We start from the raw sequence: 12910 nt of genomic DNA, 5'->3' as shown, positions 1-12910 counted from the left end.
AATCAAATGGCTATGAATAATGGTCTAACATTTGTCAAGGTACCGAGAATGGAGCGTTTACGCATGCTCAAGTTATCCAAAAAGGTTCGTACGGTAGTGCTCCATACTAATAAAGGTAAGCTAATGGCATTAATCAGTACAGATACAACCCTCACTGCTGCCCAGATTATTGAAATATACGGTTCCCGTTTTTCAATAGAATTGGCAATACGCGATGTTAAGCAGTATCTCGGTTTTGGAGAATACCAACACCACAGCTTATTACCTGTATTACGATTTTTACACACTGTTGGTATCGCCTATAATATTGGTAAAATTGTACTTATAAAGTATGGCAAGTGCAAATGGTTAAATATTACTTCCGATACAGGGGATACCCCTTGGGTATCAGAGTTAAGTTTTTCCAAGCTACGGTATTGTTTGAGAAAGTATGCCTTGGGAAAACTTGTATTCGCTGATTCCGCACCAGAAGCGGAACAGCATGAAATTGTCTTGGATAAAGATGCTATCGTGGACTTCGTTGCATAATGCACAGTGGGTTTTTATGGTAACACATTTACCCAAGAGTTTTCTGCAAAACTATAGATATTTAATTCTACAAAATCAATTACAAGTCCTGCTTGTTTTAAAAAATCTAATCCAACTAATTCATTAACTCTTTCCTTGGGATCAATTACACCAAAATCTAGTTTAATATTTTCTAGAAATATATCTCCCATTTCTATCCTATTAATTCTCTTACGAACCGAGCTATACTCAATTCCTCCATACCCACAGGCCTTTACTAGTTTATCATCATCAGAAAAGCCGACATCTAGCTCAGCAAGATAATCTGCAAGAATAATTGTATGAAACGCTCCTGTATCTATAATTACATCTTCGACCTAAACACGTTTATCCTCATGCATTAAACTAATAGAAGTGTATAATAAGCCTTTTTTATACTCAAGCTTTTGCATTATTATACACTCCTTCGTATTCCCACATGTTTTATTAATTCGATAACTACACTCTCATTTTTAGTGCTATATACAAACTGACCTTCTTTCCGATTAATAAACTCACGCATAGCTTCTTTATCATCCGCTATCGCCTTAATAACTGCTACTTCATCTACAATTTCTTTATTGTCCTCAATATGCGACTCGATTATTTCAAATTTAATGAACTGATTTGGATAACTTTTCCTAACTTCTTTCCAAGTCACTAAAATTCATCTCCTTTGTGTTTTTATACTAACATTATATCCTTCTACCTAATATTATTATATGATAAATTACAGTACATAGCTAAAGTAATAAAGTCGTTTACTATCTCCTTGATAGACTCTTGACATCCTGCTTAACGAACTCATAGATGGCGTCCACATCTTTCCTATCAACTTTGGCATTCTTCTACTTATACTAATTTGTCTACTTATATTTTAGAATTTTATAATCTGAAATCTCACGCATATCGTCAAGGACAAATTCTACATCATAGTTTTCCTCGTTAAGGGTTACGCTGCCTGTAACTCTAACTCTAGAAAAATCTGTTGGCAAGTCACAATAAATATTAACCATACTGTCTTTTATAGTTTCTCCAATATGATAAAATTCACCTTCATCTTCCATGTGTTTTACAACAGTAAAACCTCCTAAGTTAAGTTCTCCGAATACTGCAAAGTGCAGCAAGTTTTTTCCTTCACCTAGTGTATATTCCTTAAATTCGAAAGGAAGCGGTGGTTCTTCTACCTCACTATAAATTCCCTGATACATTGGAATTATTACAGTATAATAATCTCCGTAGTTTATAGCTTCTCCGTTAACTGTTTCGGGCGTAGGATAATTTTTCTTGTTTGTGAACTCCGTTTTAGGCTTAGACACATTAGCATGAATCTCTTTTGCTGACACATATTCAATCCTTGTATATCCTTCACTTGTTAGGAATAAATGAACCTCCATAGTTAAAAATGGCTGTTCAACCTCATCAAGCATGTTAAGAGTTGCAATATATTTTCCGTTTTCTTCTTTAACTTCTTTTAGTTTGCTTTCAGGAAAAGCTGGGTCACATGGAGTCCAGATAGCTTCCTCTTTAGAACTAATATCCACACCAAAGATAGCTTCACTAATAGCTTCTACATATTCTCCATTAGCTATCTTGCCCGGCCCGTACATTGTTTCCCCTTCTTTCACCACCATTTTTTCGGGTGGAACAAGACTACCCAGATTAGGAATATAGTGATCAACAATATATTGCTGACCATACATAAATACTAAGAAACGTCCAAAATCCTCAGCTTCTTCTGAACCTATTGAAAGTATTTGATCCTCATTAAAAATATTAAAACATGCTGCTAAATCACTTGCTATTGCTTCAATCTGTTCGTTTGTCAATTTTTTTCTACTCTCAGAAGCATTATTGTTGTTCTGATCTTCTTTAGATTCTTCTTTCGATTTAGCTTTGTTCTCTAATTCCGCTTTCGTCTCCGCTGTTAGCTCTTCTTTCATCTTTGCTTCGGCTTCCATTTCAGCTTTGAGTTCTGCCTTGATTTCTTCTTCGGTTTTCTGATTTGCCGTCTTAGATGAACAACCTACAAAAATAAAAATCATGGTTAAAATTAATAAAATTCTTAACATTTGTTTCATCATAACACCCCTTCACACATTATTATAGTTTTAAAACTAAATAAATTTATCTTTAGCAAATTTCTTTGCTTATCCATAACTTACATCTTGATTTTTATTTTATCATATCTCATTACATTTATGAACATAAAAAAAGACCGAAAAACACCTTCCAGTCTTCAGATTGTTGACTATTTATCTAGTATTATTCTGCTATCTGCAACCACCAGGTTCAATTGACTGACTAATATCCTTATAACACAAATACCAATCCATACACTGATATCCATTCTGGCATTCTATACGTTTCTTCAACTGCTCGTATGTATTTGGCGGTGGAATAATGACCGGCATACCCGGCAGCCAGTTGGCAGGGGTTACTACCTTTTCAGCATCTGCTGTTTGTAATGCATCCAATATTCTGAGTATTTCAGGTATATTTCTTCCTGTCGTTAAAGGATAGTATAATATTGTTCTTAAAATCCCGTTTGGATCAATAATATATACACTTCTTACCGTTGTCACATCACTCATTGCCGTGGAAATCATGCCGTAAAGCTTGGATACCGTTAAACTTCTGTCATCAATAACCGGGAAAGGTATCTCTATTCCTGTATTCATATAAATGTTGTACACCCAGGCGAGGTGAGAGTAATTGCTGTCCACACTCAAGCCAATAAGCTGTGCATTTCTCTGCACGAAATACGGAAAACATCTTGCAAAAGCGATAAACTCGGTCGTGCAGACCGGGGTAAAATCTCCTGGGTGCGAGAATAAGACAACCCATTTACCACAAAACTCAGAAAGCTTTATCGGCCCGAAAGTGGTCATCGCTTCAAAATCAGGGGCCTTTGCGCCGATTTGAGGCAAGCATGTTCTAGGCATGCTTCTATCTACGTCCATGAAAATCTCTCCTTTCGAAGTAGTATTCTATGATACTATATTCATCACTTGATATAAATGTTCGTAGAATAGACTATGACACACTACTCATTTGATTCACTATTTAAATAATCCGCCAGTGCCTTATCCTGCATACCAATATGCTCAACCAGCCAGAGGCTTAGTGTACTTCCTATCTCAAAGGTAACTTCCGGACTGATTCCTCCCTGTACAACAGTGTCTTTCAATTCTTCTAGTTTGCTAATGAATTCTTCATGTAATTTCTTATGGTTTTTATATCCGGGATAACGGTATTTGCTCTGAATGACTTCCTCTGCGTGAAAATGCTCGACAACATATTGTTCCAAAAATATAATGGTTTCGCAAACAATTCCTTCTTTCTTTCCTTCACTAATTGCCTGCATAAATTGGTTTACTCTATCAAGCATCTCCCTGTGTTGAGCGTCTATTTCTTCATACCCTGTTTCAAGACTTTCATTCCATTGCCAAGGCTTACTCATACTCTTTACCTCCCTTTTACTCTCTTCTGTATGTTAAATTTTTCGAATTAAAGCTTTCATAATAATATCATTATAACATTTAACTTCTTAAATAAAAATATATTGTGAGAGATAAATTATCGGATAGTACTGCTTGGCATGTGTGATAAATAATAAATATGTGTGTCATTAACAGCTGCAGACCTTACTATGCATTTTTTCATTGTATTTGATTCAAACTATCTTTCGTGATATTATATTTTTGTCTATGGAAAAATACATTATAAATACACAGTATATTTAGGCATAAGGTGATGAATATGAATTGGATAAGCAAAACTATACCCGGACTAGCTATTGTACTGGCTATTGCCGCCGCCTCAGCCTGGCTGGGGTCATCATTTCCGATAGTGGGTGGTGCTGTATTCGGCATTGTAATCGGCATGCTTATTAATAATACTCTGGGCAAACCTCCGTGGACGCAAGAGGGGACTAAATTCGCGTCCAAAAAAGTACTGCAGTGGGCAATCATTTTACTTGGTGCTGGATTAAGCCTCACACAAGTACTAGAAACAGGATTGGATTCATTAAGTGTAATGATATTCACACTATCTGCAGCCTTTATTTCAGCATATACGTTGGGTAAATTGATGGGTGTGCCAATAAAGCTTACCAGCCTTATCGGGATGGGCACGGCTATATGCGGTGGTTCAGCGATTGCCGCCATTTCACCTATTATCGAAGCTGATGAGATGGAGGTAGCCTATTCTATCTCAACCATATTTCTTTTTAATGTGATCGCCGTATTGATCTTTCCCCCATTGGGACATTTATTAGATTTCTCCGACCAGGCTTTCGGACTTTGGGCAGGTACCGCAGTCAATGATACTTCCTCAGTCGTTGCCGCCGGTTATGCATTCAGTAATGCCGCAGGAGATTATGCTACCATTGTTAAGTTAACCCGAACTACCATGATTATTCCAATTGCATTCATCTTCGCAGCAGTAATCGCCATAAACAAGAAGCGTCAAGCACAAAGCGATAAATCGGTAAACTACAGCTTTAAAAAGATCTTCCCTTGGTTTATCGTTTGGTTCCTAACAGCTTCCTTGATGAATACACTAGGTATCCTGCCCGATGATGCGATTCACACTCTTAAGGTGGTGGGAAAATTTATGATTGTTGTCGCATTATCCGCCATAGGTTTGAGTGCGGACTTTAAAAAGATGATGCACACAGGAATAAAACCTCTGCTGCTGGGTTTTCTTGTATGGTTTACCGTAGCAGCCGTAAGCATAGTAGTACAATTTGCAACCGGCCAAATTTGAATATATATAACGCATTAAAAAAATTGCAGTAATGATAGGTTTGCCAATGTAGAAACTTTAATGCGTTATATATAGATAACCAATAAAAACATAGGAAAGGAAAAACAAATGAGAACAAGAAAAAAAGCAATTACTCGGGATCAACTGACACATTATGACAACTACATATGCACAAATCCTGAAGACTATCGCAGCAAGTGGCACGAATATTTTTCGAATGACAATAAAATACACGTGGAACTCGGGACAGGCAGAGGAAAATTTTTAATCACGCTTGCCCAACGCAATCCTCATATTAATTATATCGGTTTAGAGATGAAAGAGCCGCTGATTTTTGATGCTGTCTTTAAAGCTCAAAATATAAGGCTAAATAATATCGCTTTTCTTCATTATAATGCGTATAATCTTGAAAAAACTTTTTCTGATAAGGAAGTGGACCTTCTTTTCATTAACTTCTGCGACCCATGGCCTAAAAAAAGATGGGCAAAACGTAGACTGATCCATGGAAATTTCCTTGTAATTTATAATAGACTGCTAAATAATGGTTCTGAAATACATTTTAAAACCGATAACGAAAAACTGTTTGAATTCTCACTAAATGAGTTTTGCCAATATGACTATAAGCTCAAAAACATCACTTTTGATTTGCATAATACTGAAGCTCCAGATATCGTAACCACTGAATACGAAGATAAATTTGTTTCTAAAGGCATGAGGATTTACCGTTGTGAAGCAGTAAACAGAGAGACGGACTGTTGAGGTTAGCGGAACGACACGGGGGCCGCTCCCTACAAAACCACTTGATCTTTCAGGAGGTTGTGAAAAAGTCTAATTTAGCACATAGAAGGGCAAGACTTGGGGACTGGTCTGCTGTCAGGCCTGGTTTTCGGCCGGACTGCGGCCCTGGGCCCCGCCCATGTGTTGCCCTGACCAATCAAGCACTTTTTCACGTCTTCCTTAAGATTGATATGAATGATTATTCTCATTACTTAAAAACTTTCTCATATAACCAATGCTTCTTAATATCAACAGCTTTTTTAGGACATAGTTCATGGCAGCAAAAACATCGGATACACTTATTCAAATCTACTACAGGCTTCCCACTGCTCATATCGATCACTTTGGGCGGACAACTTCTATGGCAGTCTCCACAGGAAATACACAAGGCATAATCAAATACCGGCTTAGGTCTTAATGTCCCCATCACCCAGTCCTCAATAAACTTCGGTACCCTTCCCCCTACGAAATTAATACTTATGGATTTCGGAAGTTTGAAAGGTGATATTTTCAATTCTTCAATCTTTATGCCTTCAATAGCATAATCGTTTACAGACCCTTTGCAAAGTCCTCTTTTTTCAGCCATCCTTATGGTAGGAACGCTTTGGGGATTTATTCCGACAATATAGGCAGCAGCTACGTCCAGTGCATACGGATTGGCAGACGCCATTATAAGACCTACCTGTCGTTTATCTCCCGCCGCCGGTCCATCTCCTTCCATTCCTTCGATACCGTCTATGATTGAAAAAACAGGACACACATATTCACAGATATCTATAAGATGTTCTGAAAAGTTATCTACGCTGCTCATCTTCAAATGATAATCTGCTTTGGTAAGACCGGGGATTACTCCAAATAAATTTTTAACAGCACCGGTAAATGTCATCATGCCATGGGTCTTCAGTTTAGCTGCAGAGATGACAAAATCCACTTCTTCCAGGATTTTGATGACTTGCATGTTCTTTAAACGCAATGCTTTATCATTGCTCACTTCAACAACCGAAGTATCATAGTTTAACATACACCCTGTTTTTTCAGCCACTTCCACCATACCTGACGCTGTATAAACCGAACGGAGCATCCGCTCAGTAAACGGGCCACCGGGACTGTCCCCCAATACAACGATACACCCTTGGTTCTGCAAATACTCAACCATCGCCTGTATCACGCTAGGATGCGTAGTGACCGCATCCTCCGGTTTGTTTTTCTTCAATAGATTTACTTTGATCAGCACTTTCGCTCCTGGCTTCATCTGTTCTTTCATACCATTTATTCTTTCAAAGCATTCGGTTACCGCTGCTTTTACATGTTCATACTCATAATCCGGGCACTTTGTAATATAAACTTTATCCAATATCGCCATCTCCTTTAGCATGGATATCATACATTCTCCTCTGACTTGCCTCTAGTATAATCCATTTTTTCCAATTGTTCAAGAATGCATTTTACTATCGCTATAGATAGCCATAAGTCACGTTAGAGATCTCTTTTCCCAAACTTTCGTATACTCAATCCAACAGCGGCCGCAATATAAATGAAAATATAAATCAGCATTGCATTGCTGGGCTGAGTATTGCCTCCCAGCATTTGATCTAAGTTTACGGTAAATCCTGAGGAAGTAGTAAATAGCACTGCAGAAGCTTTTCTATAAATAATATCGGATGGCATAATTAAACTAATAATAATGCCGATATTGGATATTACATGTTTGGCCTCAGTAGTAATCATCTGTCCCACCTGTTCCAGTATTCCTCCGATCATTGCACAGAAATATAAAATTACAAGCGTAACACCCGATGCCATGGTAGACATAGAACAACTAAAAAATATTCCTACCGAAACCAAAAGGATGGGTAACAGCGCGAAAACACTTAATGACTTTAGGAACGTCGCCAATGAAAAATATTTTACTACACCGTGCCCTATTACCACATTGAGAACCACCGTAGTACCTAACATAAATACCAAATAACCAAGGAGAACTATCACAATCCCTAAAAACCTGCCTATTAACAATTTATATCTGGGTATAGGTTTCGTAGCAATCGCATCATAGGTGCCTTGTTCAATCTCGCTCGAGATAGCCCCTGCACTGGCAAATACAGATAAAAAAGCGATAATAAATCCGGTGATATACACGCCTAAAGACATTAATTGCCCCGATAATGCAGTCTTCATAAGAGGCTCCATATTTCTTAATGAAGCATATACATAGTGAAGTGCCACTCCGTAGAAGATAAAAAAGACTGCAGTCATCGCCAATGCAAGGTATAATATTTTCTTTTTAAGCATTTCTAAAAATGTCAGCCTCATAATCGCGCTCATCGTGCATCCTCCTCGCCTACCGTATCAATAAATAGTTTTTCCAACGCATTGTCTTTTCTCTTCATTTCATATAAAAGACCGCCGCTGGAAATAATCGCAGCCGCAATTTTTGGAAGCACCTCTTCATTTTCAATGTTCAATTCAAACCCTTGAGGAGTTCTTTTCAGTTGTCCGTCAAATGCTGTCAATCTATTCACTAACTCTTCTCTAACGTTGCCAACAGTTAATAACAGTGGCGCTTGCAGCAGTTCCTTCATAGTGCCGGTTTTTAAGATTCTGCCCCGGTCCATCATCGCGACCCGGTCGGAAATAAGCTCTACTTCGCTTAGCAAATGAGTATTTAGAAAAATCGTCTTCCCCTCATTTTTTAAATCTATAATAATATCTCTTACTTGTTTTCTTCCTATAGGATCCAACGCACTGGTAGGCTCATCCAAAAATAGTATTTTAGGATCGGATATGATCGCGCAGCCTAACCCTATACGCTGCTTCATCCCTTTGCTGTATTGTCTTATTGTTTTCTGGTCATGTCCTTCAAGACCGATAATTTTTAATACTGTAGGTATACGTGCCTTTATCTCTTTCGGCGCCATTTTATATAGCAATCCATGGTTATACAGCAGTTCATATCCAGTAAGCCATGCATGATACTGAAAAAGCTCGGGCAGATACCCGACTTGTTTTCTAGTGTCTACATGTCCGATAGGCTGCCCTAGCAAACGTGCTTCTCCTGAGTCAGCATGCAAAAGACCCAGTAATGTCCTAACAAATGTACTTTTCCCGGCACCGTTTTTCCCTAAAAAGCTAAAGACCTCCCCCTCTGCTACGCAGAGAGAGATGTCTACAAATCCGCCTTTACCTTTAAATTGTTTTGTTAAATGTGAAATTTCTATTACCATTATATCACTCCAATGTTTCCAATATCTGCAGCAGTACTTCAAGGGTGACCCCTCTACCACCGGCAAAATATAATTGATTGCCTTCTTTGAAGACCACATCACACCTGTCATATTTTTCATCCTCTGACTTTAATGCGATTCCATGCTGCCCTTGGATTGTAACTTCTATCTTTTCCTGTTTCTCCGCATCATATGGGATAGGGAGGGTACTTGAAATATCACTGATGCCCTGCAGCTGTTTTCTTACATTATCGGGTAATATCTGCAACGCAAACAATGCATCAATCAATTCTTGGGCATCTACTCCATCTGGTATTTCAAGGGTAGGCGTATCCATCTGGACTAAACTGAACCCTTTATATTCTTCATTGTCATTTCCCTGTTCTTTGGAGTTGCTTACCTGATATTGAACAACATTACCCGTACGTATATGAAATTTTTTCCCGTTCAATTCTTGAGGCAGCCTGGTCTCTTCCCCTAAATAGGTTAGTAAGTCATTAATTTTTTCGACATGCAGTGTCATAATCATATCCGTTTCGGGTTGCGTACCAAAACTTTCATATTGGAATTCCGGAGGCAGCTTGACAAGCTTGGCGGATGGTGCTTTTTGTTTAATTTCATTAAAATCGGTAATGTTTTTGGCTGTAAAACCTTTACTCTCACTACTTACCTCCATAGATATCAAATTTTCCACATCCACTTTTCCTTGTCCGTCACGGAAAACCTTTTCAATTTGCGAAAGGTCCTGCTGTGTAATAGAAATCCCTTGAACCTCGTTGGCACGGAAAATTTTCAGAAACTCTGAAGCATAAGTTCTTACAGGCTGAAAACTAAGCAGGCCTGCGCACACAGCTACTGCCGCTGCGGCTGCGGTAATTCTTTTTAGTGGTGTATTCATATATATAACTCCTTTTCTTCTATAAACTTTCTTTGATAATAAAGACTCGTTTTTAAACTCTCTTACCGGCGGAACTGCCATATCCTGTTCCAAACGTTGCCGGATAAACTCTTCCGAAGCTTTTAATCTTGCAAATGCCTTCCGGCATTTTTGACATTGTTCCATATGCTTGTATACTTTGCTTGCATCATCCCGGTACTCCCCATCAATGACTTGTTGAAGGATATTGTCTTCGAAGCACATACGGATCATCCTCCTTTTCATAGGCTTGTTGGAAATTTCCCTTTCCCCTTGCAATCATCTGCCCGATACTATTCTTGGGTATTCCTGTAACACGTTGTATTTCATCATAGGAGTACCCGGAAAATTTCAGAAGCAGACAACTGCGTTGTTTATCATTCATTTGTGAAAGCACCTGTCTTACCCTTCTAATCTCTTCCTTTTGCAGTACTTTATCTTCAAGAAGGAATATCTCTTCAATATTTGATAAGATGTCTTCTTCCCTCTTGATCCTTCTTTTTTCTCCCCGTAAATAATTGAGGGCGGTATGGGCAGCAACTTTTGAAAGCCATGCACCCGGATATTCAATAACCTTATCCTTGGAGTTGTACAGCTTTACAAAAACCTCCTGTGTTAGGTCTTCTGCCAAGCCATTATCTCCAACAAGATAATAGCATTGTTTATACACCGTGTTATAATACTGCGTGTATATTTTCTTAAATTCCTGTTCACTCATTTTCTTATGATTTGGGATCCCAAAAATGTTGATCACCTCCGGTTCATATATATAAACACCACCAAAAGATTTTTTATGACACCAATGCAATAGATTTTTCTCTTTTTCATATTATTTCCCAAAACAAAGACCCTGTTGCTGATAAACACAGGGCCTACGATAAATATTATTTTATTTTGCCAGCTTAAGGATATCAAATAGGTTATATTCTGTCCGTTTTTAGCCGGAAAAAATTTTAATCCTCAAGGCTGATTTTTACTGTTTTTCTATCGGAAACTCAGATATTAACCCTACAACATATCTTAGTATTACTGTAGCGTCCCCTGCTGTAATACTTCCATCTCCATTTACATCAGCTGCTTTTTTTTGCTCTTGACTTAATGAAGTAAGACCTACTATATCTCTTAAAACTAAAGTGGCATCTCCCGCACTAATAATGTTATCAACATTTACGTCACCATAGAGTATTTGGGCAGCCTGTAATGCCTTTACTGTCTCATAAGCATCCGCCATACCGCTTGTCATTACTTTTCCTCCTAATGAGGGCAGCACTTTAACATGATTATCTATAAGCTGAATAATTTCATTGTAACCAATATCGTGTTTAACGCTTTTTAACAGCGCAGCAACTCCGCTAATAAAGGGGGCTGCAAATGATGTGCCCGAATTAAACCCATAACCACGTTCTGGAAACGTACTGAATATTCCTACTCCCGGTGCCGCAATATCAACAGTACTTCCGTAATTTGAAAAAGATGCAAGAGCGCCCTGATTGTTTATCGCCGCTACCGATAAAACATTGGGTAAATCAAAACTAGCAGGATAAACGGGTGATACGTCCAAGTTATATCCGTTATTACCTGTTGCACAAATAAAAAGCATGTCTGAATCTGCCATTACTTGTGCTAAAGCAAGATTATAATCCTCGCCTCCCCAACTGCAATTTACTATTCGCACGCCCATTGTTTTTGCATACTCTATCGCTGCAATAACATCGGAAGTGTAACCTCCATCTCCTTGAATAAATTTTAGAGGTAAAATCTTTACGCCCGGCGCTACTCCCTGAATGCCTTCTGAATTTATACTTGCAGATATGATTCCCGCTACCTGCGTTCCATGCTTCTCCTGCAAATAGAAATCATATGCAGTATTATCATTATTGTAAAAATCCCAACCCATAATGTCATCTATATATCCGTTTTGATCGTCATCTATGCCATTTCCTAGGATTTCTCCTGGATTAACGTATATATTGTATGCTAAGTCGGAGTGATATACATCTATATCTGAATCAATGACCCCGACAACAACATCTTCACTACCGATGGTAATATCCCACACCGGAACAACATTAACATCTATTCCAGCGACTCCTGTCAGTCCTTGGATTACTTGTCCCGTATTCTTGATTCCCCACTGTTCTCCAGAAAATTCATCTTGTAGTGTATCAAATTTATTAAGCTTATAGTTAGGTTGTATAAATTCTATTTCAGGATTCTCAGAAAACTGCTTAAATACTATCTCCGCATTATCGTCATCAACAATCTCGAATAAATCAATACCGAATTTATTAAACCTCTTCTTAAGTTTTACATTGGGCAGCGACATCTTATCCATTATTGAGTTTTTATCAGTATCCATGTTGCTTCGATTTTTGTACTTGACGAGTATCTCATTTTTTCTCTCTACACTCGCCATATGATTACTATATGTATCGTCTGCTGCCTCTATTCCATTATTAGGCACTAAAATATTGAGTATAAACAGAAAAAAGATCGATATCCCAGCTTTCATAAAAATTCTAATATGTTTATCCACCGTTTCATCTCCTAAATATATATATTCATAAAACACTTTACAATACTCAACATTCTTTATTAATAGCACAAAAAGGAACACCAACAGTGCACTTGGCGTTCCTTTTTGTATTTAGTTTAGAATAATAGAAGAAAAGAACTC

At 38.0% G+C, this 12910-nt stretch carries 14 protein-coding genes; 3 read left to right on the top strand and 11 right to left on the bottom strand.

The genetic code is table 11. From position 1 onward, the window contains the following. The first annotated feature begins 63 nt into the window (after positions 1–63). Positions 64–528 carry a transposase gene (locus QKW49_RS19210; protein WP_282864255.1) on the top strand — a complete coding sequence of 155 codons (465 nt, stop codon included), beginning with the start codon at positions 64–66 and terminating at the stop codon, positions 526–528. Positions 529–542: 14 nt separating this feature from the next. On the opposite strand, the gene QKW49_RS19205 is transcribed toward QKW49_RS19210, so the two are convergent. The 5 genes from QKW49_RS19205 to QKW49_RS19185 form a co-directional block, all read right to left on the bottom strand. Then, entirely contained in the window at positions 543–869 is a 327-nt protein-coding gene (locus QKW49_RS19205; protein WP_349239138.1) for a hypothetical protein, read from the bottom strand. Positions 870–961: 92 nt separating this feature from the next. After that, on the bottom strand, positions 962–1207 hold the full coding sequence (locus QKW49_RS19200; protein WP_282864254.1) for a hypothetical protein: 246 nt from the start codon (positions 1205–1207) through the stop codon (positions 962–964). A gap of 205 nt (positions 1208–1412) precedes the next feature. Next, a complete protein-coding gene (locus QKW49_RS19195) occupies positions 1413–2630 on the bottom strand; it encodes a cell envelope integrity protein TolA (RefSeq protein WP_282864253.1) in 1218 nt (405 codons plus the stop codon). 189 nt (positions 2631–2819) lie between these two features. Further along, positions 2820–3509: a peroxiredoxin gene (locus QKW49_RS19190; RefSeq protein ID WP_282864252.1), complete on the bottom strand. Its 690-nt coding sequence runs from the start codon at positions 3507–3509 to the stop codon at positions 2820–2822. An 83-nt stretch (positions 3510–3592) separates the two neighbouring features. Further along, on the bottom strand, positions 3593–4009 hold the full coding sequence (locus tag QKW49_RS19185; RefSeq protein WP_282864251.1) for a bacteriohemerythrin: 417 nt from the start codon (positions 4007–4009) through the stop codon (positions 3593–3595). Positions 4010–4308: 299 nt separating this feature from the next. Here QKW49_RS19185 and QKW49_RS19180 point away from each other — a divergent pair, with 299 nt between their 5' ends. Both QKW49_RS19180 and trmB read left to right on the top strand, forming a co-directional pair. Then, positions 4309–5316 (top strand): YeiH family protein, encoded by a 1008-nt coding sequence (locus QKW49_RS19180; RefSeq protein WP_282864250.1) that lies wholly within the window; start codon positions 4309–4311, stop codon positions 5314–5316. Positions 5317–5424: 108 nt separating this feature from the next. Further along, a complete protein-coding gene (trmB, locus tag QKW49_RS19175) occupies positions 5425–6075 on the top strand; it encodes a tRNA (guanosine(46)-N7)-methyltransferase TrmB (protein WP_282864249.1) in 651 nt (216 codons plus the stop codon). Positions 6076–6301: 226 nt separating this feature from the next. Here the strand turns inward: trmB and QKW49_RS19170 are convergent, their stop codons facing one another. From QKW49_RS19170 to QKW49_RS19145, 6 genes are all read right to left on the bottom strand, one after another. Then, positions 6302–7477: a DUF362 domain-containing protein gene (locus tag QKW49_RS19170; protein WP_282864248.1), complete on the bottom strand. Its 1176-nt coding sequence runs from the start codon at positions 7475–7477 to the stop codon at positions 6302–6304. A gap of 92 nt (positions 7478–7569) precedes the next feature. Continuing rightward, complete coding sequence (locus QKW49_RS19165) at positions 7570–8418, bottom strand: ABC transporter permease (RefSeq protein WP_282864247.1); 849 nt, start codon at positions 8416–8418, stop codon at positions 7570–7572. After that, positions 8415–9317: an ABC transporter ATP-binding protein gene (locus QKW49_RS19160; RefSeq protein WP_282864246.1), complete on the bottom strand. Its 903-nt coding sequence runs from the start codon at positions 9315–9317 to the stop codon at positions 8415–8417. The genes QKW49_RS19165 and QKW49_RS19160 overlap by 4 nt, the downstream gene beginning before the upstream one ends. Positions 9318–9321: 4 nt before the next feature. Then, entirely contained in the window at positions 9322–10458 is a 1137-nt protein-coding gene (locus QKW49_RS19155; RefSeq protein WP_282864245.1) for a hypothetical protein, read from the bottom strand. Continuing rightward, positions 10421–11041, bottom strand: coding sequence for an RNA polymerase sigma factor SigX (locus tag QKW49_RS19150; RefSeq protein WP_282864244.1), 621 nt, complete (start codon positions 11039–11041; stop codon positions 10421–10423). Before QKW49_RS19150 ends, QKW49_RS19155 begins: the two co-directional genes overlap by 38 nt. A 165-nt stretch (positions 11042–11206) precedes the next feature. After that, the gene (locus QKW49_RS19145; protein WP_282864243.1) at positions 11207–12769 is read right to left on the bottom strand and encodes a S8 family serine peptidase; all 1563 of its coding nucleotides are present in this window, start codon (positions 12767–12769) and stop codon (positions 11207–11209) included. Between the last annotated feature and the right edge of the window lie 141 nt (positions 12770–12910).

The sequence above is a fragment of the Petroclostridium sp. X23 genome, assembly GCF_030013905.1.
GTDB lineage: Bacteria > Bacillota > Clostridia > SK-Y3 > SK-Y3 > X23.
Note: the sequence above shows the minus strand (reverse complement) of the source record. Positions and strands in the feature narration are given on the sequence as shown.